Consider the following 22,946-nt stretch of genomic DNA (forward strand, 5'->3'; position numbering starts at 1 on the left):
CCGGCGGGCCCGGACCCCGTACCACCAACCACCCCGTCGCCGCCCAATCCCCGCACGGCAGTACCACTTTCGGGTTCCGATCGTTGTGATCAACGGGCACGCCACCGCCACCGCAGACAGGCTGGAGGCCCCACCCGCACCCCCGAAGGACACCGCCATGAGCAACCCGCCGCCCCTCGCCGGAGGGCCCCAAGGCCCCCAAGCCCTGCGGCCGTTGCTCAACACCGTCCTCGACGCCCTCCACGACGGAGCCGTCGCCCGAGGCGGGCCCCTCCCCGCCGGCGGCCCCCACACCGTCACCGCCCGCCTGCGCGAACTCGCCGGCGACCCCCTGCCCCACCACGGCACCGGCCCCGACACCGCGCTGCGCACCCTCGTACAGGCCCTCGCCGAAGGCGCCGCCGACCCCGCCGACCCCCTGTGCGCGGCCCACCTCCACTGCCCGCCCCTCGCCCTCGCCACGGCCGCCGACCTCGCCGCCTCGGCCCTCAACCCCTCCATGGACTCCTGGGACCAGGCCCCCGCGGCCTCCGCCCTCGAAACCCTCGTCACCGACGCACTCGCCCATGAGGTCTACGGCGACACGGGCCACGCCGGCCGGCCCGCGCACCCTGGCCGGCCCGCGCACCCTGGTCGGCCCGGCCACCCCCAGGCCCTGGTCACCACCGGCGGCACCGAGGCCAACCAGCTCGCCGTCCTCCTCGCCCGCGAAGCCCACGCCTCAGAGGGCCCCCTCCAGCTCATCACCGGCGCCAACGCGCACCACTCCCTGCCGCGCGCAGCCTGGCTCCTCGGGCTCCCCGACCCCGTCACCGTGCCCGCCCCCACCGGCACCCTCGACCCGGCCGCCCTCGACGAAGCCCTCACCGACCTGCCAGGACCCAAACTGGTCGCCGCCACCGCCGGCACCACCGACGCAGGACTCATCGACCCCCTCCCGGAGATCGCCGACGTCTGCGAAGCCCACGGCGCCCGCCTCCACGTCGACGCCGCATACGGCGCCGGACTCCTCTTCAGCCCCACCCGCCGCACCCAGCTCACCGGCCTCGACCGCGCCGCCACCGTCGCCCTAGACCTGCACAAACTCGGCTGGCAGCCCGTCGCCGCCGGCCTCCTCGCCGTACGCGACCACGCCGACCTCAGGCCCCTCACCCACCACGCCGACTACCTCAACGCGGACGACGACACCGAAGCCGGCCTGCCCGACCTCCTCGGCCGCTCCCTGCGCACCACCCGGCGCCCCGACATCCTCAAGATCGCCGTCACCCTCAAAGCCCTCGGCCGCACCGGACTCGGCGCTCTCGTCGACCAAGTCTGCTACCAGGCACAGGAGTTCGCCGCCACCCTCCACGCCCACCCCGGCTTCGACCTCTACGACACCCCCACCCTCAGCACCGTCCTCTTCCGCCCCCACGGCGCACCCGACGAACACATCGCCCACATCCGCCGCACCCTCCTCACCCAAGGCCGCGCCGTACTCGGCCGCGCCCGCATCGACGGCCGGCTGTGGCTCAAAGCCACCCTGCTCAACCCGCACACCCAGCCGGGCGACCTGGCCCAGCTGCTGAAACTGGTGGAAGGAAACACCGCCCGATGACCACCGCGCCCACCCCCAAGCCTCCGCACCCCGAAGCACCCCGCGACCTCGTCGGCATCGGCATCGGCCCCTTCAACCTCTCCCTCGCCGCCCTCGCCCACCCCCTCACCGAACTCGACACCGCCTTCTACGAACAACGCCCCGCCTTCCACTGGCACCCCGGCCTCCTCATCGACGGTGCCACCCTCCAAGTCCCCTTCCTCGCCGACCTCGTCACCCTCGCCGACCCCGCAAGCCCCTGGTCCTTCCTCAACTACCTCAAAACCCGCGACCGCCTCTTCCCCTTCTACTTCGCCGAGCGCTTCCACATCCAGCGCTCCGAATACGACGCCTACTGCCGCTGGGTCAGCGAAAACCTCCCCGGACTCCACTTCGGCCACCAGATCGACGCCGTCCGCTGGAACCCCGAACGCCGCCTCTTCGAAGTCGACTTCACCCAACTCGACACCGAAGGCGAAGCCGAAGCGCTAGGCCGCACCTACACCAGGAACGTCGTACTCGGCGTCGGCACCGCCCCCTACATCCCCGAACCGCTGCGCCCCCTCGCCGAAGCCCCCACCGTCCCCGTCATCCACTCCGCCGACTACCTCACCCACCGCACCGAACTCCTCGCCGCCGACCACATCACCGTCATCGGATCAGGCCAGTCCGGCGCCGAAATCTTCCTCGACCTCCTCAAGAACCGCCCCCAAGGCCGCGAAAAACTCCACTGGCTCGCCCGCAGCGAAGCCTTCGCCCCCATGGAGTACTCCAAGCTCGGCCTCGAACACTTCACCCCCGACTACACCCGCTACTTCCACCACCTCCCCGAAGACGTACGCGACGGACTCGTCCCCGCCCAATGGCAGCTCCACAAAGGCATCGACGCCGAAACCATCGCCGCCATCCACGACGAGCTCTACCAGCGCACCCTCCACGGCGGCTGGCCCGACGCCACCCTCACCCCCGGCGTCTGCGTCCGCACCGCCGGCCGCGTCGCCACCACCAAAGTCGAACTCCACCTCGAACACCGCCGGCAGAACACCCGCTCCCGCCTCACCACCGACGCCGTCGTCCTCGCCACCGGCTACCGCGAACGCCCCCTCGACCACATCCTCACCGGCATGGACCCCCACCTCCGCCGCGACAACAGCGAACGCCCCCGCATCGACGAACGGTTCCGCCTCGTCCTCGACCACACCGTCACCGACACCGGCAGCAACATCTACGTACAGAACGCCGAACGCCACACCCACGGAGTCGGCGCCCCCGACCTCGGCCTCGCCGCCTGGCGCAGCGCCACCATCCTCAACACCCTCACCGGCAAAGACCCCTACCCCCTCCCGCAACGCACCGCCTTCACCACCTTCGGCCTCACCCCCAACGAAAACCGCGCCCCCCGGACCCAGTCCGGAGAACGCGGCAACACCCATCTGATCGAACTCAAGAACTAGAACACAGGCGTACCGTCCCGCGTCAGCCGCCAGTCCACCGAAGCGAACTCCGCCGGGTCCAAGGTGCCCTTCGCAGTCACCCACTCGGCGATCCGCGTACGGATCTCCGTCGACTCCGACCACAGCTGTTGCGCCGACGCCACATGCGGGAACGCCCCGCCACCGTTCGCCCGGTAGTTGTTCACCGCGAACACGAACTTCTGCGCGTCGTCCAGCGCCGCACCCTGATACGTCACGTTCTTGATCCGCGACCCCGCCGCCTGCGCGACGTCGATGTCGTACGAAAGCCCCGACACGTAGTCGAAGTTGTAGTCCGGCCGGTTGTTCGCATTCGTCAGCTTGTCCACGTCCACGACCGCACCCGCCGCCGTCTGCACGAAATACTCCGCCGAGAACTCCAGGTACGCCCGCACCTGCGCACCCGTCATCAACTTCGCGACCAGCGTGTTGTCGTACACATACAGACCCGACAGATCCCGGATCGTCACCTCACCCGCCGGAATCGACGACGTCCGCGAGAACGGCGAAGCCTGCGAAAGGACCGGCAGCGACGCGTACTCCGTCGACTTCAAGGCCTCCGTCACCACATCGGCCTGCACCTTGTTGATCAGATCGATGATCGGCGCGTCCTTGTACCGGGCGTCCACCGTCGTCAGCGTCGTCGTCGCCCGACCCACGACCTGGTTCACATACTTCACGACCAGCGCGTGCTCGTCCTCGAGCAACTTCGTGATCTTCGGGTCGTCCGCCACCGCATTCGAGTTCAGCAGCTTCGACGACACCGACGCCACCGTCCAGCAGCCCTTCTCCCACTCCAACTCGAAGTCGAAGAGCGCCAACCGCTCCGCGTAGCACAGCGGCTCCGACAGAACGACCGGCTTCCCGGTCTTCTCGTTCGTCACCAACTGCTGCTCGATCTCCACATGCGCGTGCCCGACGAGAATCGCGTCGATCCCCGGCACGGTCCTCGCCACATTAGCCGCCGCGTTCTCCACGTACGGCAGCTGATCCCCCCACGACGACGTGCCCGAAGCGCCCGTGTGCGCCGACACGATCACCACGTCCGCACCCATCGAGCGCAACTTCGGCACCCACAGCGCGGCCTGCTCCTCGATACCGGGGAACTTCAACACGCCCTGCACATACGCCTTGTCCCAGATCGCGATCCCCGGATTCGTCAGCCCCAGGATCGCCACCTTCACGTCCTTGCCGTGCGGCGTACGCAACTTCTTGATCACGTACGGCCTGAACGCCGGCTTCTCCGTCTTCGCGTCCACGGCGTTCGCACCGAGCAGCGGGAACTTCAACTGCGACTCGAACTTGCGCAGCGTGTCGATGCCGTAGTTGAACTCGTGATTACCGAGCGCCGCCGCGTCATAACCGATCGCGTTCATCGCCTGAGCCATCGGATGCACCGGACCGTCCGCCGCGGTGATCGGCTCCACGCGCGCGTAGTAGTACGTCAGCGGCGTGCCCTGGATCGTGTCACCCGCGTCGATCAGGAGCGTGTTGCCACGGCCCTTCTCCTCGCGGACCTGCTTCACCAGCGTCGAGATCCGAGACAGCCCCTGCGCGTTGCCCGCCGTGTCCGTGTACGCGGCGTCCTTGTAGTAGTCCCAGTTGAAGACATGACCATGCAGGTCCGTCGTCCCCATGACGGTGAACGAATACCGCTTGTGCCCCTTCGGCCGTCCCCCGTGCGCCTGCGCGGCCGGCGCCGACACCGCCCCGGTCAACGCCACGGCCGCACCCGTAGCAGCGGACTTGCCCAGAAACTTCCGGCGATTCAACGGCATCTCAGATCCCCTCCGGCACCACTCATCGACAGTTGCAACGCGCGTAGATTCTGTCCCCTCAACCCAACACGCAACAGACCTACGAGGTTTCAATCCGATGACTGTCCGATGCGCTGCTGCCACAGTGACCCCATGACCCCCGACGAGACGACACCCGGCGCACAGCCCACCGCCACCCCCTACGGCACCCCCCAAGCCCCCCGCATCGCCGTCCGCGGCGAAGCCCGCATCGAGACCGACCCCGACCTCGCCCGCATCGGCATCACCGTCAACGCCCGCGGCACCGACCGCCGCGAAGCCCTCACCGACCTCACCCGCCGCAACACCGCCACCCTCGACCTCATCAAGAGCTACGGAGAAGCCATCGAAAAAGTCGAGACCGGCGCCTTCTCCATCACCCCCGAACTCACCCGTCACGGCCGCTCCGAACGCATCCGCGCCTACCACGGCCGCGTCCACATCACCGCCGAACTCACCGACTTCACCGCACTCGGCGAACTCACCACCCGCCTCGCCGACCAGGACCTCACCCGCATCGACGGCCCCTGGTGGTCCCTGCGCCCCGACTCACCCGTCCACCGCACCGCCCGCCGACAAGCAGTCCACGAAGCCGTCCAGCGCGCCCGCGAATACGCCGAAGCCCTCGGCACCCGCCTCGCCGCCCTCACCGAACTCGCCGACACCGGAGCCGAAGACCCCGACCGCTACGGACCCGTCCCCGGCGCACCCCACATGCGCATGGCAGCCTATGGCGGCGCCCCCGACGACACCCCCGCACCCCTCGACCTCGAACCCGAGCGACAGACCGTCTACGCGAACGTCAACGCCCGATTCACCATGCACCCGCCCGAGCTGTAAAGACCACGCCCCCGAACGCCCGCACCGAAATGCATGCTCACCATGCTCATCGGAGCACCCCCATGCACAATTCAACACTTGTCAATAGCCCTTCATCCAAAGGTGGTTGGGTAGTCATGCGCAACCAATTCCCTACCCGCCGGTAAGCCCTAGGCTCGAAGCATGCGCCGAGCAAAGATCGTCTGCACCCTGGGCCCAGCCACCGACTCGTACGAGCAGATCAAGGCACTCGTCGAAGCCGGAATGGACGTAGCCCGCTTCAACCTCAGCCACGGCACCTACGCCGAACACGAGGAGCGCTACCACCACGTCCGAAAGGCCTCCGACGAAACCGGCCGCAGCGTCGGAATCCTCGCCGACCTTCAAGGCCCGAAGATCAGACTCGGACGCTTCCGCGAAGGCCCCGTACTCCTTGAACGCGGCGACGAATTCACCATCACCGTCGAACCCGACGTCCAAGGCGACCGCCAGACCTGCGGAACCACCTACGACGGCCTCGCCACCGACGTCACCACCGGCGAACGCATCCTCGTCGACGACGGCAAAGTCACCCTCGAAGTCACCGGCATCGACGGCCCCCGCGTCCACACCACCGTCATCGAAGGCGGCATGGTCTCCGACCACAAAGGCCTCAACCTCCCCGGCGTAGCCGTCTCCGTCCCCGCACTCAGCGACAAGGACCAGGAAGACCTCCGCTGGGCCCTGCGCACAGGCGCCGACGTCATCGCCCTCTCCTTCGTGCGCAGCGGCCGCGACATCGAAGACGTCCACCGCATCATGGACGAGGAAGACCGCCGCCTCCCCGTCATCGCCAAAGTCGAAAAGCCCCAGGCCGTCGACAACATCGACGACATCGTCGCCGCCTTCGACGGAATCATGGTCGCCCGCGGAGACCTTGGCGTCGAAATGCCCCTCGAACAAGTCCCCATCGTCCAAAAGCGCGCCATCAAACTCGCCAAGCGCAACGCCAAGCCGGTCATCGTCGCGACCCAAATGCTCGACTCGATGATCGACAACTCCCGCCCCACCCGCGCCGAGGCATCCGACGTCGCCAACGCCGTCATCGACGGCACCGACGCCGTCATGCTCTCCGGCGAGACCAGCGTCGGAAAATACCCCGTCGAAACGGTCCGCACCATGGGCCGCATCATCGAAGCCGCAGAGGAAGACATCCTCGCCAAGGGGCTCCCGCCCCTCACCGAACGCAACAAACCCCGCACCCAAGGCGGAGCCGTCGCCCGCGCCGCAGCCGAAATGGGCGACTTCCTCGGCGCGAAATTCCTGGTGGCCTTCACCCAGTCCGGAGACACGGTCCGCCGCCTCTCCCGCTACCGCTCACCCATCCCGCTCCTGGCCTTCACCCCGACCCCGTCCACCCGCTCCCAGCTCAACCTCACCTGGGGAGTGGAGACCTTCCTCGGCCCCCACGTCGACTCCACCGACGCGATGGTCGACCAGGTCGACGAACTCCTCCTCCAGTACGGCCGCTGCCGGAAGGGCGACATCGTCGTCATCACAGCCGGCTCCCCGCCCGGAGTCTCCGGCTCCACCAACCTGGTCCGCGTCCACCACATCGGCGAGGACGACTCACCCAAGTAGGCGCGAGGTCAGTACTTGGGGCCTACGTGGGTGTCCATGAGGGCGACGGAGGCTTTGCGGGCGATGGAGATGTTGTACGGGTTCCCATGGCGGGTGCAGTGCGTCCACTGGATGCCGAGTTTGTCTAGCGTGTCTGTGAAGAGCTGCCTGATGTCGTCGGAGACGTTGGTGAAGAAGTAGCGGGGGTAGTCGTAGCGCTTGCGCTCACCGCCGACGATGCGCGTAGTCCAGTTCGTGATCCGACAACCGTCGGAGTGGACCAGACCCCGGACGAACTCCCAAGGGTGTGCATCGACGATCTCCTGCTGCCAGGGCTCGAGAGCGATCTTACGTTCGTGCTTCCTGCCGGGGCCGTGCTGTGGGAACAGGCAACCGAGATGCTTCGAGTAGACCTTCACGTTCTGGCATCCGATGCGTTGTACCCGGCAGATTCGGTTGTCGGGGAACACCGCGCGCACAGCTGCTTCGGTCTCGTCTGCGACACCTGGCCATGCATCCGCGCAGGTGATCATCAGGTTCGGCACTCGATGGCCGGAGTAGCGGCTCACGTGGCCATCACCTAAGTACTGGCCGAGCAGATATGAGTAGGCGGCTTCGTCGAGGGGCCGGCCATCGCAGCGCGGGCACGCTGGATTGTGAGAGCCGGGACACTCTCCCCGTTTGGAACGGTCCATGTGAAGCCAATACGAGACCGTGCCGAGCGGCACTCCCAAAGAGCGCGCCACGTCTGCGTTCCTGGCACCGCCTCGCAGCAGAGTCAGCGCCTTCTGTCGCACTTCAGTGCCGTGAAAGTTCATACGGCTACTCTGCGTAGCCTCAAGCTCCAGCGCGTAGCAAAAAGCGGATGTTCACGAGAATGTGAACATCCGCTTTATGGGTGCCGGGTGCGGGAGTCGAACCCGCACGTCCTTTCGGACAGATGTGTTTGAGACATCAGCGTCTGCCATTCCGCCAACCCGGCTGGGCAACCCGACAGGAGTGTACCGGGTGACCGATCGCCGTCGCAGCTAGGTAGGCTCTAGGGCAGCAGCACCCCCTGTCTGGAACAAGGAGCGCCCCCGTGACCGCCCCCGAGTCGCCCCAGCCCGTAGACGCGCCCGACGACGACAAGTCGCACGTCCCGCCGCTGACGACCCGTGTCGTCATCGCCGAGGACGAGGCTCTGATCCGCCTCGACCTCAAAGAGATGCTCGAGGAAGAGGGCTACACCGTCGTCGGTGAGGCCGGTGACGGTGAGCAGGCGGTCGAGCTGGCTCGTGAGCACAAGCCCGATCTGGTGATCCTCGATGTGAAGATGCCGAAGATGGACGGCATCACCGCGGCGGAGAAGATCGCGGAGGAGTCGATCGCTCCGGTGCTGATGCTGACGGCGTTCTCGCAGCGCGATCTGGTGGAGCGGGCGCGGGACGCGGGTGCGATGGCGTATCTGGTGAAGCCGTTCAGCAAGAGTGATGTCGTTCCGGCCATCGAGATGGCGGTGTCGCGGTTCCAGGAGCTGCGGACGCTGGAGAACGAGGTCGCGGATCTTACGCAGCGGCTGGAGACGCGGAAGCTGGTGGACCGGGCGAAGTCGGTGTTGCAGACGGAGTACGGCCTTTCGGAGCCGGCGGCGTTCCGTTGGATTCAGAAGACGTCGATGGATCGTCGGCTTTCGATGCAGCAGGTTGCTGAGGCGGTTATTCAGGACGCCGAGGAGAAGAAGGCGGGGAAGGGCTGAGTTCTGCCCCGCACCGCTGATGGCTGAGGCCCGTGCCCCCGGAGGGGTACGGGCCTCAGCCGTGTGTGCGTTCGGGCTCAGTCCTCGCCGAGGTACGCCTTGCGGACGGATTCGTCGTGGAGGAGGTCCTGTCCGGTTCCGGAGAGGACGACGCTGCCGACTTCCATGACGTGGCCGTGGTCGGCGAGGGAGAGCGCGGCCTGGGCGTTCTGCTCGACGAGGAGGATGGTGGTGCCCTGGGACTTGAGTTCGGCGATGGTCGCCATGATCTTCTGCATCATGATCGGGGAGAGGCCCATGGAGGGTTCGTCGAGCATGAGCAGTTTGGGCTGGGACATGAGGGCGCGGCCCATGGCGAGCATTTGCTGTTCGCCGCCCGAGAGGGTTCCCGCGGCTTGCTTTCGGCGTTCGCCGAGGATGGGGAAGAGGTCGTAGGCGCGCTGGATGTCCTTCTCGATGCCGGCCTTGTCGGAGCGGAGGAATGCTCCGAGCTGGAGGTTTTCGGCGATGGAGAGGCGGGGGAAGATGCGTCGGCCTTCGGGGGAGTGGGCGAGGCCCATGGCGACGATCTTGTGTGCGGGGACGCCGGTGAGTGGCTTTCCGTCGAAGGTGATTTTGCCGCTGAGCGGCTTCAGGAGTCCGGACAGGGTCCGCAGTGTCGTCGTCTTGCCGGCGCCGTTGGTGCCGATGAGGGTGACGACTTCGCCTTGCTGGACGCTGAAGGAGATTCCCTTGACGGCTTCGATCTTGCCGTAGGCGACCTTGAGGTCTTCTACTTCGAGGAGTGCGCTCACTGGTCGTCTCCTTCCGTGGCGTGTGCTTCCGCGGCTTCGACGGCTGCTGCGGCGGTGTCTTCGGGGGCGCCTTCGAAGGGTTCGCCGAGGTAGGCGGCGATGACGCGTTCGTCGCCCTGGACGACGTCGCTGGTGCCTTCGACGAGTTTTTCGCCTTGGACGAGGACGGCGACGCGGTCGCAGAGGTTGAAGATGAAGCGCATGTCGTGCTCGATGACGAGTACGGCGATGCCCTTGTCGCGGATGGCGAAGACGAGTTCTTCGGTGGCGCGGGTTTCTTGGGGGTTCATGCCGGCCGTGGGCTCGTCGAGGAGGAGCAGGCCGGGCTCGCTGGCGAGTGCGCGCGCGATTTCGAGCTTGCGCTGTTCGCCGTAGGGGAGGCTGCGGGCGAGGTGGTCCCGCTTGTGGGCGAGACCGATGAACTCTAGGAGTTCCATGGCGCGTTCTTCGGAGGCGGCTTCGGCTTTCTTGAAGCCGGGGCCGCGCAGGAGCGCGGACCAGAGGCCTTCCTTTGTCCTGGTGTGGCGTCCGACGAGGACGTTTTCGAGGACGGTCATGTTGGCGAAGAGCCGGATGTTCTGGAAGGTGCGGGCCATGCCGGCTTTGGTGACCAGGTGGGGCTTGGGCGGGAGTGCGGTGCCCTTGTAGGAGACCTGGCCTTCGGTGGGGATGTAGAGGCCGGTGAGGCAGTTGAAGAAGGTGGTTTTGCCTGCGCCGTTGGGGCCGATGAGGCCGACGATTTCGCCGCTGTTGACGGTGAGGTCGACGGAGCGTACGGCGGTGAGTCCGCCGAAGCGCATGGTGACGCCCTTGGCTTCGAGGACGGCAGTGGTCGTGGTGGTGGTCATGCGGGTCACGCCCCTGCCTTGGTGGCGCCGACGGTGCTGTCGGGCAGGCTTTGTTGTTCTGGGATGTCGAGTTGGCCGGTCTCGTGGAATTCGAGTTGGCGGCGGCGGTTGGCGATGATGCCTTCGGGGCGGAAGCGCATGAGGATGACGAGTGCGATGCCGAAGGCGAGGAGCTCGTATTCCTTGAGGAAGGTGAGCTTTTCGGGGATGAGGTAGAGGAGTGAGGCGCCGAGGAGGGGTCCGCTGACGGTGCCCATGCCGCCGAGGACGACGGCGGCGAGGAGGAAGGCGCTGTTGGGGGGTGCGGCGCCGGCGAACTGGTAGGGGCTGGGCACGACGCTGTAGGTGACGTGGGCGCTGACGGTGCCGGCGAGGCCGGCGAGGGTGGCGCCGAGTGCGAAGGCGATGAGCTTGACGCGGAAGCCGTTGATGCCCATGGCGGTGGCGGCGGTCTCGTCTTCGCGGATGGCGATCCAGGAGCGGCCGATGCGGGAGTCGGCGGCGCGGGTGAAGACGAGTACGACGAGCGCCGTGATGAGGAGCATCAGGAAGAAGTAGTTGGCGAACCGGCCGAGGGTGAATCCGGCGACGTCGTGGCTGGCCCCGAGGTTGAATCCGAAGATTTCGAGGTCGGGGATGGAGGGGATTCCGTCGGGGCCGTTGGTGATGTCGGGTCCGGAGGAGCCGTCCATGTTGTTGACGGCGATGCGGAAGATCTCTCCGAAGCCGAGGGTGACGATGGCGAGGTAGTCGCCGCGCAGTCGCAGGGTGGGGGCGCCGATGAGGACGCCGAAGACGAGTGAGGCTGCCATGCCGGTGAGGGCGGCGGCCCAGAACGGGAACTGGACTCCGGAGAAGCGGGAGAACTCGGAGCCGGAGACGAGGGCGGCGGCGTAGGCGCCGACGCCGAGGAAGGCGACGTATCCGAGGTCGAGGAGTCCGGTGAGGCCGACGACGATGTTGAGGCCGAGGGCGACGGTGGCGAAGATCAGGATGTTGACGCCGAGGTTGGCGTTGTGGTCTTCGCTCTGGGTGAAGGGGAAGATCGCTGCGGCGAGGAAGGCGATGCCGGTGGCGAAGCCTTTGTTCTGGGCGCAGAGGGTGGAGAAGCGGTCGAGCTGTCCGGCGTGGACGAGGGCCCAGGCGACGAAGACGAGGAGGAGGACGAAGCCGATGAAGGTTTCGCTCTCTTCGTCGTTGATGCCGATGCCGTAGGTGAAGGCGATGAGGCCGAGGGTGATGCCGAGGGTGACGATCAGCCGCTGTGTCCAGCCGGGGAGTTGGCCGGTGGGTGCGGGCTGGTCGGGCTTGGTGAGGTAGGCCTTGGCCGTGTCGCCGGGGCGGGGCAGGGCGAGGGCGCCGAGGACGGGGAGTGCGGAGGCGACGGCGGCGACGTAGGCGCCGGGGTCGAGGTTGGCGAGTCCGCCGAGTTCGACTGCGATGGCGATGGCCGCGTACCAGCAGACGGTGAAGCCGGCGAGGGTGGTGAGGAGGATCGGGGAGGTGGCGCCGGCGGGGTTGAGCCGGTGCAGTCCTCGCACGTTCCACAGGGGGAGGGTGAAGAGGAGGGTGATGAGTCCTGCGACGAGGGCGATGGTCTGGAGGCCCGCGGGGTAGCCGTAGACGGTGAGGTCGCCGGGGAAGTCGGAGGTCCAGGTCCAGGACATGAAGGTGCTGGCGATGGTGGCGACGGCGCCGGCGGCGATGAGGACGCGGGGGGCGCCTGCGGGGAGGGTGATCAGGCCGCGGGCGGTGTCGGTCTTCTGTGTGGTCATGGTGATCACGCCCTGTCCGCGACGCGTTCGCCGAGCAGGCCTTGTGGCCGTAGCAGCAGTACGAGGATGAGGAGGACGAAGGCCCAGACGGAGGCCCAGCCCTGGCCGCCGAACTGTTCCATGCCGGGGATGTCGGCGATGTAGGCGGTGGCCATTGCTTCGGCGAGGCCGAGGACGACGCCGCCGAGCATGGCGCCGTAGATGTTGCCGATGCCGCCGAGCACAGCTGCGGTGAAGGCCTTGAGTCCGGCCTGGAAGCCCATGTCGTACTGGACGGAGCCGTACTTGAGGCCGTAGGCGACGCCGGCGACGGCGGCGAAGATGCCGCCGATGGCGAAGGCGATCACGATGATGCGGTTGGTGTCGATGCCCATGAGCTGGGAGGTGTCCGGGTCCTGGGCGGTGGCCTGCATGGCGCGGCCGGTGCGGGAGAGGCGGACGAAGAAGGCAAGGGCGGCCATGCACAGGGGGGCGGCGATGATCAGGAAGACGTCGCCGCTCTGGATGCGGATGTCACCCAAGTGGTAGGGCCCGAAGGGGAGTTGCGGGAAGACGCGGGCGCTCTTGGCGTCGGGGTACCAGTTGAAGACGGCCTGCTGGAGTGCGAGGGAGAGGCCGATCGCGGTGATGAGGGGGGCCAGGCGGGGCGCGCCGCGCAGTGGCCGGTACGCGAAGCGTTCGGCTCCGACGGCGATGAGGGTGGCGACGAGTGCGCCTCCGATGAGCATCGCCGGTAGGGCTATCCACATGGATATGCCGTCGGGGAGCGCGAGGTAGACCGTGAGTGCGCCGAAGCCGCCGGTCATGAAGATCTCGCCGTGGGCGAAGTTGATGAGCTGGACGATGCCGTACACCATCGTGTAGCCGATGGCGATCAGCCCGTACATCGAGCCGAGGAACAGCCCGTTGGCCAGCTGCTGCGGCAGAGTGTTCACCGCGTGGCCTCCATGGGTGGGGAGAGTGGGGCAGGGATATGGGTGGGGCCGCGCGGTGACGGGTCGTCGTGGCCGCGCGGCCCTGTGTGGTGCGTGCGGTGCGGGGTGGGTCAGCCGGCGTCGTAGGTGCCGCTCTTGACGGCCTTCCACTCGCCCTTGGTGACCTGGTAGACGGTGAGCTGCTTGTTGGTGGTGTCGCCGTACTCGTCGAAGGCGACGGGGCCGGCGATGCCGTCGAACTTGCCCTTCTGGACCTCTTCGACGATCTTGCCGCGCGCGTCGGACGGGACCTTGCCGTCCTTCACGACGTTGCCGATGGCCTTGATGATGGCGGTCGCGGCGTCGTAGGAGTAGCCGCCGTAGGTGCCGTAGTCGCCGGGGTACTTCTTCGCCTTGTAGGTGGAGATGAAGTCCTTGGCGGCGGGCAGCGTGGTGACGGGGACGCCGACGGAGGTGGAGAGGTCGCCCTCGGCGGACTTTCCGGCGGTCTTGATGTACGTGTCGGAGAACATGCCGTCACCGCCGAAGAGCGGGATCTTGGCGCCGGCGTCCTTGAGCTGCTTGGTGAGGATCTGCGACTCGTCGTACTGGCCGCCGTAGTAGAGCAGGTCGGCGCCGGAGTTCTTGATCTTGGTGACGAGGGTGGAGAAGTCCTTGTCGCCGGTGTTGACGTGGTCGGTGCCGACGACCTTGCCGCCGGTCTTCTTGAAGCCCGCGGTAAAGAGCTTGGCGAGGCCGGCGCCGTAGGTCTGCTTGTCGTCTACGACGTAGACCTTCTTCTTCTTGAGCGTGTTGTACGCGTAGTCGGCCGCGAAGCCGCCCTGGAGGGCGTCGGTGGTGGCGGTGCGGAAGTACGACTTGTACGGGCGCTTCTTCGAGGTCTGCCAGTCCTTGCCCTGGGTGAGTTCGGGCGCCGTGTTGGAGGGCGAGATCTCGACGAGGTTGGCCGTGGCGAAGACCTGCTGCATGGAGGTGGCCACACCGGAGTTGAGGGGGCCGACGACTCCGAGGACGTCCTTGTTGCCGACGAGGGCGGTGGCGTTCTGCTGGCCGGTGGCGGGGACGGCCTTGTCGTCGAGCGCCTTGACCTTGAACGTGACGCCGGGAACGGTGTTCTTCTTGTTGGCGTCGTCGACGGCGATCTGGACGCCGTACTGGATGCCGAGGCCGGTGGCGGAGTTCGCGCCGGTGAGCGGGGCGTCGACGCCGATGACGACGGTGGTCTTCTTGCTGCTGTCGCTGCCCTTGTTGTCGTCGCGCGATCCGCAGGCGGTGAGCGTGAGTGCTCCGGTGGTGAGCACGCTGGTCATGATGAGCAAGGAACGGTGTCGCACGATCAATCCTCTCCCTGGCGCGGCTCCCGCGGTTGGGGGCCGTGTGTCTCGCCGGGCCGTACTGGGGTGGTACAGGGCCGTGCAGCAGACGCGCCCGGCGGCGCGGTGACTGGCCGTGACTATAAGCGCAGGTGGGTGGGGTGCGGAGCTGAGGAGGGAAGGATGTGACGCTCTTGTTATGACGCGGTGCTCGTGGGCGGGTGCGGTGGGGGCGATCAGGCCTTCTGGATATGGGTGGCCGGCGCTCGCGTGTAGAGAACATGCTGTTCCGCTAAGGAACTTGAGGTGATCTTGGTCCTTACGGGCGGGAGTGTGCCGCCGGTGGGGCGGGCGCCGGGTGCTTCGGGTGGCGGTGGCTCGCGTTCCGCATTGCTCTGTTGCGGCAGAGGTAACTGAGTGTTACTTCCGTGTGAGGTCGGTTCGCGGTCCGCGGGGCGCTCCGGAGCGCCCTGTGTGTGGTCCGCAGGCGTCGTGCAGGTAGGTGGCGAGGTCGCGTGGGAAGGCGCCGCCGAAGAGGTAGCTGTGCTGCTGCTGTGCCTGACGATTGCGCAGACCGAGGTCGAGGTGCGGCAGGGTGAAGCCGGGGGGCAGGGCGGCGCACTTGTATACGGAGATGCGCACAGTGAGTGCCTTCGGGGCGCCGCCCTTCACTGTCAGTGGCAGAGCGGGGATGGCGTGCGCACTCAATCCCGGCAGTCCGGCTCGCACTTGACGGATGGTCACGGGGTGGGTGTCGCGTACGGAGACGGTGAAGCGGAAGGTGGCGGTGCGCGGGTGGTGCGGGTCCGGCGGGCCCGTTCCCTCGTAGTGCAGGAAGGTGACCGGGGAGGGCCAGGGGGTGGGGGCGGGTGTGGCCGGGGTGGTGGTGGGGGCGGTGTACGCGTAAGCGCCCGTGATGGCTGCGGCGGCGAGCAGGGCTTGCAGGGTGCGGCGCAGGTGTGGCGGAAGGGCTGCCCAACGCTCGTGAAGGTGGAGGGAGTTGGGGGAGCCGGCCCACAGGGTGTCGGTGTGGGCGGGGGCGTGCGGGGTGCCGTCACCGGAGGGGGGTTCCGGCTCGACGGGTCCGATACCGGCCATGCTCCACGCTAGTGCGGAGGGGGCGGGTCCGCCAATGTGTGGCGCAACTGGGTTGTGTGTACGGCCAGTTGGGTCATGGGCCGGTGTCGGCGGATGCCTGCGCTGTGGTGACCGGTGGGGAGGGCTTCGCGTGGGCCGGACTCGCGTCGGCGGCCGTGTGCCGCGCTGCCCGGCTCCCGTCCCCCGATCAGCGTCTGCACTGCCCGGCGCGGCGGCGGGGGCCGTCCGCGCCGGGAGCGGCGGCGTGAAGCGTCGTGATCGTTGTGGCGCCCTGTGACGGACGGGCCCTGCGGCGGATGAGTCCAGGGGCGGGCGGGCCCTGTCGCGGACGAGGGGCCTCAGCTGGTGGGCATGTCCTTGAGGAGGCAGGTCAGGCGGGCCGAGCAGACCCGCCGGTCCTGCTCGTCGGTGATCACGATCTCGTACGTGGCGGTGGAGCGGCCGCGGTGTACGGGCGTGGCGACGCCGGTGACGAGGCCGGAGCGGGCGCCGCGGTGATGCGTGCAGTTCAGGTCGACGCCGACGGCGATCTTGGAGCTGCCGCCGTGGAGCATGGAGCCGACGGAGCCGAGTGTCTCGGCGAGCACCGCGGAGGCGCCTCCGTGCAGCAGGCCGTAGGGCTGCGTGTTGCCCTCGACGGGCATGGTGCCGACGACGCGGTCAGCGGACGCTTCCTTGATTTCGACGCCCATGCGGGTGCCGAGATCCCCCGCGGAGAACATGGCGGGCAGGTCGACTCCGAGCGCCGCGTACTCGTCGATGACCTCTTGCGGGAACTTCACGCTGCTGTGCTCGCCCATGGTGCCCGGCTCCGTTCGTCGTCTGTCGGTGTTCGTGCTGTGGGTGCTGTTCGGCCTGGTCGGCTGCCTGAGCGAACGCTCAGTCGGTCGCCGATTGTTCCAGGCGGACGACGACGGACTTGCTGGTGGGGGTGTTGCTGGTGTCGGCGGTGGCGTCCAGCGGGATCAGGACGTTGGTCTCCGGGTAGTACGCGGCCGCGCAGCCCCGGGCCGTCGGGTAGTGGACGACGCGGAAGCCGGGGGCGCGGCGCTCCACGCGGTCCGTCCACTCGCTGACCAGGTCGACGTAGGAGCCGTCGGCGAGGCCCAGGTCCTGGGCGTCGTGGGGGCTGACGAGGACGACCCGGCGACCGTTCTTGATGCCGCGATAGCGGTCGTCGAGGCCGTAGATCGTGGTGTTGTACTGGTCGTGCGAGCGCAGGGTCTGCAGCAGCAGCCGGCCCTCGGGGAGCTTCGGGTACTCGACGGGCGCGGCCGTGAAGTTCGCCTTGCCCGTGGTGGTGGGGAAGCGCCGCTCGTCGCGCGGGCCGTGCGGCAGGGTGAAGCCGCCGGGGCGACCAGCAGAACCAGTCACGCGCGCGTTGAAGTCCTCGAAGCCCGGGATGACGTTCGCGATGCGGTCGCGGACCGTGGCGTAGTCCTTCTCGAACTCCTCCCAGGGTGTGCGTGACGCCTCGCCCAGGACGCGGCGCGCGAGGCGGGCCACGATCGCCGGCTCCGACAGGAGGTGCTTGCTCGCGGGCGCGAGGCGGCCACGGGAGGCGTGGACCATGCTCATGGAGTCCTCAACGGTCACAAACTGTTCGCCGCTGCCCTGGACGTCGCGCTCGGTGCGGCCCAGCGTCGGCAGGATCAGGGCACGCGCGCCGGTGACCGCGTGGGAGCGGTTGAGCTTCGTCGACACGTGGACCGTCAGCGCGGCGCGGCGCATCGCGGCTTCGGTGACGTCGGTGTCGGGGGAGGCCGCCACGAAGTTGCCGCCCATCGCGAAGAACACCTTCGCCTCGCCGTCGCGGAGCGCCTCGATGGCCCGTACGACGTCGAAGCCGTGCTTGCGGGGCGGTGCGAAGCCGAACTCCTTCTCCAGGGCGTCCAGGAAGGCGGGCGCGGGGCGTTCGAAGACGCCCATGGTGCGGTCGCCCTGCACGTTGGAGTGGCCGCGCACCGGGCAGACGCCCGCGCCGGGTCGGCCGATGTTCCCCCGCAGGAGCAGGAAGTTGACCACTTCGCGGATCGTGGGCACGGAGTGCTTGTGCTGGGTGAGGCCCATCGCCCAGCACACGACGGTGCGCTCCGAGGCGAGCACCAGGGAGAGGGCTTCCTCGATCTCGGCGCGCTCCAGGCCCGTCGCCGTCAGTGTCGCGTCCCAGTCGGCGGCACGGGCGGCGGCGGCGAACTCCTCGAAGCCGTGGGTGTGTTCCTCTATGAAGGCGTGGTCGACGGCGCCGGACCCCGCGCCGGAGGCGCCATCGGATTCAGCCAGGATCAGCTTGTTCAGGAGGCGGAAGAGGGCCTGGTCGCCGCCGAGGCGGATCTGGAGGAACAGGTCGGTCAGGGCGGCGCCCTTGAACATGCCCTGCGGGGTCTGCGGGTTCTTGAAGCGCTCGAGTCCGGCCTCGGGCAGCGGGTTGATCGTGATGATCTTCGCGCCGTTCGCCTTGGCCTTCTCCAGGGCGGAGAGCATGCGCGGGTGGTTCGTGCCCGGGTTCTGCCCGGCCACGATGATCAGGTCGGACTTGTAGAGGTCCTCCAGCAGGACGCTGCCCTTGCCGATGCCGATGGTCTCCGTGAGCGCGGAACCGGACGACTCGTGGCACATGTTCGAGCAGTCGGGCAGGTTGTTCGTGCCGAACTCGCGGGCGAACAGCTGGTAGAGGAACGCCGCCTCGTTGCTCGTGCGCCCCGAGGTGTAGAACACGGCCTCGTCGGGGGAGGCCAGGGCGGCCAGCTCCTCGGCGATGATGTCGAAGGCGCGCTCCCAGGACACCGGCTCGTAGCGCTCGGCGCCGTCCGCCAGATACATGGGGTGCGTGAGGCGGCCCTGCTGGCCCAGCCAGTACCCGGAGCGGGTCGCGAGGTCGGCGACGGGGTGCGCGGCGAAGAAGTCGGGGGTGACCCGGCGCAGGGTGGCCTCCTCGGCGACCGCCTTCGCGCCGTTCTCGCAGAACTCCGCCTTGTGCCGGTGGTCGGGCTCCGGCCAGGCGCAGCCCGGGCAGTCGAAGCCGTCCTTCTGATTGACGCGGAGAAGGGTGAGCGCGGTGCGGCGCACGCCCATCTGCTGCTGGGCGATCTTGAGGGAATGGGCGACGGCGGGCAGTCCGGCGGCGGCGCGCCGCGGCGCGCCGACCTGCGGCGCGTCCTGCGCCGGATCTCCCGTGGGCGGCTTCGTTGCCATCGTCTGTTCCCCTTCGAGCACACGTGTGAGGTATGTCTCCGATCCTCGCACGCACGACTGACAGCCCTCACCGGAGGCCCGTGGCGGACCGGACTGTCAGTGGGGCGTGGCAGGATCGGGGGCGTGGCAGAGACAGCAGCGAAGAAGACCGAGAAGACGACCTCAGGCAGCCGGCCGCGGCTGATGCTCATGGACGGGCATTCGCTGGCGTACCGCGCGTTCTTCGCGCTGCCCGCGGAGAACTTCACGACCGCGACCGGACAGCCGACCAACGCGATCTACGGCTTCGCGTCGATGCTGGCGAACACGCTGCGCGACGAGGCCCCCACGCACTTCGCGGTGGCGTTCGACGTCTCGCGCAAGACCTGGCGCTCCGAGGAGTTCACGGAGTACAAGGCGAACCGTTCGAAGACCCCGGACGAGTTCAAGGGTCAGGTCGAGCTGATCGGCGAGGTCCTCGACGCGATGCACACGCCGCGCTTCGCCGTCGACGGGTTCGAGGCGGACGACATCATCGCCACGCTCGCCACCCAGGCCGAGGCTGCCGGGTTCGACGTCCTGGTCGTCACCGGCGACCGGGACTCCTTCCAGCTCGTCAGCGACCACGTCACGGTGCTCTACCCGACGAAGGGCGTCTCCGAGCTGACCCGGTTCACGCCGGAGAAGGTCGAGGAGAAGTACGGGCTGACGCCGGCCCAGTACCCGGACTTCGCGGCCCTGCGCGGCGACCCGTCGGACAACCTGCCGGGCATCCCCGGCGTCGGCGAGAAGACCGCCGCGAAGTGGATCAACCAGTTCGGTTCGTTCGCCGAGCTCGTGGAGCGGGCCGAAGAGGTCAAGGGCAAGGCCGGGCAGAATTTCCGCGACCACATCGAAGCCGTCAAGCTGAACCGCCGGCTCACCGAGATGGTGCGCGACGTCGAGCTCCCCATGACGGTCGACGACCTGGAGCGCGCCGCGTACGACCGCACGGCCCTCGCGATGGTCCTCGACACCCTGGAGATCCGTAACCCGTCGCTGCGCGAGCGGCTCCTCGCCGTCGACCCGGGCGCCGAGCAGGCCGAACAGGCGCCCGCCGAGCCGGGCGTCGACGTCGACGGCTCGGTGCTCGGCGCGGGCGAGGTGACCCCGTGGCTCGCCGAGCACGGTGACGCGGTCCTCGGCCTCGCCACGGTCGACACCTGGACGCTCGGCACGGGTTCCGTCACCGAGGTGGCGCTCGCCGGCGCCGGGGGAGCCGCCGCCTGGTTCGACCCCACCCAGCTCGACGAGGCCGACGAGAACGCGTTCGCGGCCTGGCTCGCCGACGCCGCGAAGCCCAAGGTCCTGCACAACGCGAAGAGCGTCATGCGGGTCTTCGCCGAGCACGGCTGGACCGTGGACGGCGTCACCATGGACACGGCGCTCGCCGCGTACCTGGTCAAGCCCGGCCGCCGCTCCTTCGCGCTCGACGCCCTGACCCTGGAGTACCTCGGCCGTGAGCTCGCCCCGGCGGCGGCCGACGGACAGCTCGCCTTCGGTACGGAGGACGACGACCAGGCCGAGGCCGACGCGCTCATGGTGCACGCCCGCGCGATCCTCGACCTCGGCGAGGCCTTCGGCGGGAAGCTCCAGGAAGTCGGCGCGGCCGACCTCCTCAAGGACGTCGAGCTGCCCACATCCACGCTCCTCGCCCGCATGGAGCGGCACGGCATCGCCGCCGACCGCGCCCACCTGGAGGCCATGGAGCAGATGTTCGCGGGCGCCGTCCAGCAGGCGGTGAAGGAGGCGCACGCCTCCGTGGGCCACGAGTTCAACCTCGGCTCGCCCAAGCAGCTCCAGGAAGTCTTCTTCGGCGAGCTCGACCTGCCCAAGACGAAGAAGACGAAGACCGGGTACACGACGGACGCGGACGCGCTCGCCTGGCTGGCCACGCAGACCGACCACGAACTCCCCGTGATCATGCTGCGCCACCGCGAGCAGGCGAAGCTGCGCGTCACCGTCGAGGGCCTCATCAAGACGATCGCCGCGGACGGCCGCATCCACACGACGTTCAACCAGACCGTGGCCGCGACCGGCAGGCTCTCCTCGACCGACCCGAACCTGCAGAACATCCCGGTCCGCACCGACGAGGGCCGCGCCATCCGCCGCGGCTTCGTCGTCGGCGAGGGCTTCGAGTCGCTCATGACCGCGGACTACAGCCAGATCGAGCTGCGTGTCATGGCGCACCTCTCCGAGGACGAGGGCCTCCTCGAGGCGTTCACCTCCGGCGAGGACCTGCACACCACGGTCGGCGCGCAGGTCTTCGGCGTCGAGCGGTCCGCCGTCGACGCGGAGATGCGCCGCAAGATCAAGGCCATGTCGTACGGGCTCGCCTACGGCCTGTCCGCGTTCGGCCTGTCCGGGCAGCTGAACATCGAGCCGGGCGAGGCGCGGGTCCTCATGGACACGTACTTCGAGCGGTTCGGCGGCGTGCGCGACTATCTGCGCCGCGTCGTCGACGAGGCGCGCGCCACGGGCTACACCGAGACGATGCTAGGCCGCCGCCGGTATCTGCCGGACCTCAACAGCGACAACCGCCAGCGCCGTGAGATGGCCGAACGCATGGCGCTCAACGCGCCCATTCAGGGCACGGCCGCCGACATCGTCAAGATCGCCATGCTGAACGTGGACAAGGCGCTCAAGAGCGCGAAGCTCAAGTCCAGGCTGCTGCTCCAGGTCCATGACGAAATCGTCCTGGAGATCGCCCCGGGCGAGGCCGCGGCGGCGGAGGAGCTGGTCCGCCGCGAGATGGCCGGGGCCGTGCAGCTGCGGGCGCCGCTGGACGTGTCGGTGGGCGTGGGCCCGGACTGGGAGTCCGCGGCGCACTAGCCTCCGGCGGACGGGAGTCCGGACGGGAGTTCGGTCAAGGGGCGGGGCCGATGGGCTCCGCCCCTTGACTCGTTCACGACCCTGCTCACCGTTCGTGTGTCACCGGAGCCGGCGCCTCCCCGCGATCGGCCGCTCCTCGACGCCCCCGCACGAGAAGCGCGTACACGACCAGGCCGAGTACGAGGCCCGCGCCCCCGCCGAAGCACAGGGTCGGGATGATCTCCCACGGCTTGGCGGCGGCGCCCCAGTACGTCCACCAGCGCACCGTCCGTACCCCCGCGGCCACCGCCATGCACCCGCCGATCACCAGCGCCGCCACCCACCGCTCGCTCATCGAGAGCTGAGGCAGCGCGGCGCGGGCGTCGGCGGCGGCCGACGAGGGGACACGGCGCACCGCCGACACCACGAAGAGCGCGATCACGACGAGCGCGACCGCCGAACCCCCGTACTGCGCGTACCAGTAGAGAGGGGAGCCGGCGATCTTCTCGCCGAGGACCGGGAACACGCGCATGCCCCACCGGTCGAGATGCGTGAACGCGTCCCACACCACGTGCGTCGCCGCGCCGAGGACGGCGGACACGTACCACCACCACACCGCCGCCACCGGCCGCCGCTCCCACGGGAAGGCGTCGGACGGACGTCCGGTGCCCGCACCTCGCGCCACGACAAGAACCCGCCCCCGCACCCGCCCCGGCAGCAGCGCGATCACCGGCTCCCGTAGCAGGCGCCACACGCCGACCAGTACCGCAGCGACGGCCACGTCGATCGTGAAGACGCCCGGGAAGGAGTGGGTGAAGTCCCCGAACTCCATCGCCCCCGGCACCGCACTCGCCGCGAAGTACGTCATGTCGGGCGCGAACGAGCCCGCCACCAGCAGCGACGGCACGAGCGCGCCGCGCCCCGTGCCGTCGCGGCGGACGGCCGGCAGCACGGCCGCGGCATGGCTGATCGTGAACGGCAAGAGGTCCCCCTCGGACGGTTCTTGATGCGGTGCGTACGCGGTGCCGCTCAGTATGGCCGTGGCGATCGCGGTAACGCGTACATGGCCAACCGGCAAAAATCGGGCACGAACAGGTGTCTGCGCGCTGGAAGTTGTCGTAGTGTCGCCTGGGTCACTCCACGCTGGGGAGCGTGGACG

Annotated in this window: 17 protein-coding genes and 1 tRNA gene; 6 read left to right on the top strand and 12 right to left on the bottom strand. The window is 68.5% G+C overall.

Features of this window, described 5'->3' with window-relative positions; genetic code table 11:
- Positions 1 to 157 precede the first annotated feature (157 nt).
- Positions 158 to 1,597, top strand: a complete 1,440-nt coding sequence (locus tag OG574_RS33585; RefSeq protein WP_326776260.1) for a pyridoxal phosphate-dependent decarboxylase family protein — start codon at positions 158 to 160, stop codon at positions 1,595 to 1,597.
- On the top strand, positions 1,594 to 3,030 hold the full coding sequence (locus OG574_RS33590; protein WP_326776261.1) for a lysine N(6)-hydroxylase/L-ornithine N(5)-oxygenase family protein: 1,437 nt from the start codon (positions 1,594 to 1,596) through the stop codon (positions 3,028 to 3,030). The genes OG574_RS33585 and OG574_RS33590 overlap by 4 nt, the downstream gene beginning before the upstream one ends.
- Here OG574_RS33590 and OG574_RS33595 read toward each other — a convergent pair.
- The gene (locus tag OG574_RS33595; protein ID WP_326776262.1) at positions 3,027 to 4,826 is read right to left on the bottom strand and encodes a bifunctional metallophosphatase/5'-nucleotidase; all 1,800 of its coding nucleotides are present in this window, start codon (positions 4,824 to 4,826) and stop codon (positions 3,027 to 3,029) included. The two genes, OG574_RS33590 and OG574_RS33595, sit on opposite strands and share 4 nt — an antisense overlap.
- 132 nt (positions 4,827 to 4,958) lie before the next feature.
- On the opposite strand from OG574_RS33595, the gene OG574_RS33600 reads away from it, so the two are divergent.
- A complete protein-coding gene (locus tag OG574_RS33600) occupies positions 4,959 to 5,684 on the top strand; it encodes an SIMPL domain-containing protein (protein WP_326776263.1) in 726 nt (241 codons plus the stop codon).
- 162 nt (positions 5,685 to 5,846) lie between these two features.
- Positions 5,847 to 7,283: a pyruvate kinase gene (gene pyk, locus OG574_RS33605; protein WP_100592314.1), complete on the top strand. Its 1,437-nt coding sequence runs from the start codon at positions 5,847 to 5,849 to the stop codon at positions 7,281 to 7,283.
- A gap of 8 nt (positions 7,284 to 7,291) precedes the next feature.
- On the opposite strand, the gene OG574_RS33610 is transcribed toward pyk, so the two are convergent.
- A complete protein-coding gene (locus OG574_RS33610) occupies positions 7,292 to 8,080 on the bottom strand; it encodes a helix-turn-helix domain-containing protein (protein WP_326776264.1) in 789 nt (262 codons plus the stop codon).
- Between the two features lie 81 nt (positions 8,081 to 8,161).
- Positions 8,162 to 8,244, bottom strand: a tRNA-Leu gene (locus tag OG574_RS33615).
- A 99-nt stretch (positions 8,245 to 8,343) separates the two neighbouring features.
- Between OG574_RS33615 and OG574_RS33620 the strand changes: the two genes are divergently transcribed.
- Positions 8,344 to 9,000, top strand: a complete 657-nt coding sequence (locus OG574_RS33620; RefSeq protein ID WP_326776265.1) for an ANTAR domain-containing response regulator — start codon at positions 8,344 to 8,346, stop codon at positions 8,998 to 9,000.
- Positions 9,001 to 9,077: 77 nt separating this feature from the next.
- Here OG574_RS33620 and OG574_RS33625 read toward each other — a convergent pair whose 3' ends face one another.
- The 8 genes from OG574_RS33625 to OG574_RS33660 form a co-directional block, all read right to left on the bottom strand.
- A complete protein-coding gene (locus OG574_RS33625; protein WP_326776266.1) occupies positions 9,078 to 9,794 on the bottom strand; it encodes an ABC transporter ATP-binding protein in 717 nt (238 codons plus the stop codon).
- Positions 9,791 to 10,642, bottom strand: a complete 852-nt coding sequence (locus OG574_RS33630) for an ABC transporter ATP-binding protein (RefSeq protein WP_100592318.1) — start codon at positions 10,640 to 10,642, stop codon at positions 9,791 to 9,793. The genes OG574_RS33625 and OG574_RS33630 overlap by 4 nt, the downstream gene beginning before the upstream one ends.
- A 5-nt stretch (positions 10,643 to 10,647) precedes the next feature.
- Entirely contained in the window at positions 10,648 to 12,417 is a 1,770-nt protein-coding gene (locus tag OG574_RS33635; protein WP_100592604.1) for a branched-chain amino acid ABC transporter permease, read from the bottom strand.
- A gap of 5 nt (positions 12,418 to 12,422) precedes the next feature.
- On the bottom strand, positions 12,423 to 13,352 hold the full coding sequence (locus OG574_RS33640; protein ID WP_116502667.1) for a branched-chain amino acid ABC transporter permease: 930 nt from the start codon (positions 13,350 to 13,352) through the stop codon (positions 12,423 to 12,425).
- A 110-nt stretch (positions 13,353 to 13,462) separates the two neighbouring features.
- Entirely contained in the window at positions 13,463 to 14,662 is a 1,200-nt protein-coding gene (locus tag OG574_RS33645; RefSeq protein ID WP_326776267.1) for a branched-chain amino acid ABC transporter substrate-binding protein, read from the bottom strand.
- Between the two features lie 423 nt (positions 14,663 to 15,085).
- On the bottom strand, positions 15,086 to 15,763 hold the full coding sequence (locus OG574_RS33650) for a hypothetical protein (protein WP_326776268.1): 678 nt from the start codon (positions 15,761 to 15,763) through the stop codon (positions 15,086 to 15,088).
- A 338-nt stretch (positions 15,764 to 16,101) separates the two neighbouring features.
- Positions 16,102 to 16,563 (bottom strand): PaaI family thioesterase, encoded by a 462-nt coding sequence (locus OG574_RS33655; RefSeq protein ID WP_326776269.1) that lies wholly within the window; start codon positions 16,561 to 16,563, stop codon positions 16,102 to 16,104.
- Positions 16,564 to 16,642: 79 nt separating this feature from the next.
- Positions 16,643 to 18,958, bottom strand: a complete 2,316-nt coding sequence (locus tag OG574_RS33660) for an FdhF/YdeP family oxidoreductase (protein ID WP_326776270.1) — start codon at positions 18,956 to 18,958, stop codon at positions 16,643 to 16,645.
- A 123-nt stretch (positions 18,959 to 19,081) separates the two neighbouring features.
- Between OG574_RS33660 and polA the strand changes: the two genes are divergently transcribed.
- Positions 19,082 to 21,808 carry a DNA polymerase I gene (polA, locus tag OG574_RS33665; RefSeq protein WP_326776271.1) on the top strand — a complete coding sequence of 909 codons (2,727 nt, stop codon included), beginning with the start codon at positions 19,082 to 19,084 and terminating at the stop codon, positions 21,806 to 21,808.
- A gap of 85 nt (positions 21,809 to 21,893) precedes the next feature.
- Here the strand turns inward: polA and OG574_RS33670 are convergent, their stop codons facing one another.
- Positions 21,894 to 22,769 (bottom strand): DUF4184 family protein, encoded by an 876-nt coding sequence (locus OG574_RS33670; protein WP_326776272.1) that lies wholly within the window; start codon positions 22,767 to 22,769, stop codon positions 21,894 to 21,896.
- Between the last annotated feature and the right edge of the window lie 177 nt (positions 22,770 to 22,946).

Origin of the sequence: Streptomyces sp. NBC_01445, assembly GCF_035918235.1 — a bacterium.
GTDB lineage: Bacteria > Actinomycetota > Actinomycetes > Streptomycetales > Streptomycetaceae > Streptomyces.

Bases quoted from the DNA above. Each gene is read 5' to 3' on its own strand.
- OG574_RS33585 (WP_326776260.1), top strand. From the start codon at position 158: ATGAGCAACCCGCCGCCCCTCGCCGGAGGGCCCCAAGGCCCCCAAGCC.
- OG574_RS33590 (WP_326776261.1), top strand. From the start codon at position 1,594: ATGACCACCGCGCCCACCCCCAAGCCTCCGCACCCCGAAGCACCCCGC.
- OG574_RS33595 (WP_326776262.1), bottom strand. From the start codon at position 4,826: ATGCCGTTGAATCGCCGGAAGTTTCTGGGCAAGTCCGCTGCTACGGGT.
- OG574_RS33600 (WP_326776263.1), top strand. From the start codon at position 4,959: ATGACCCCCGACGAGACGACACCCGGCGCACAGCCCACCGCCACCCCC.
- pyk (WP_100592314.1), top strand. From the start codon at position 5,847: ATGCGCCGAGCAAAGATCGTCTGCACCCTGGGCCCAGCCACCGACTCG.
- OG574_RS33610 (WP_326776264.1), bottom strand. From the start codon at position 8,080: ATGAACTTTCACGGCACTGAAGTGCGACAGAAGGCGCTGACTCTGCTG.
- OG574_RS33630 (WP_100592318.1), bottom strand. From the start codon at position 10,642: ATGACCACCACCACGACCACTGCCGTCCTCGAAGCCAAGGGCGTCACC.
- OG574_RS33635 (WP_100592604.1), bottom strand. From the start codon at position 12,417: ATGACCACACAGAAGACCGACACCGCCCGCGGCCTGATCACCCTCCCC.
- OG574_RS33645 (WP_326776267.1), bottom strand. From the start codon at position 14,662: ATGACCAGCGTGCTCACCACCGGAGCACTCACGCTCACCGCCTGCGGA.
- OG574_RS33650 (WP_326776268.1), bottom strand. From the start codon at position 15,763: ATGGCCGGTATCGGACCCGTCGAGCCGGAACCCCCCTCCGGTGACGGC.
- OG574_RS33655 (WP_326776269.1), bottom strand. From the start codon at position 16,563: ATGGGCGAGCACAGCAGCGTGAAGTTCCCGCAAGAGGTCATCGACGAG.
- OG574_RS33660 (WP_326776270.1), bottom strand. From the start codon at position 18,958: ATGGCAACGAAGCCGCCCACGGGAGATCCGGCGCAGGACGCGCCGCAG.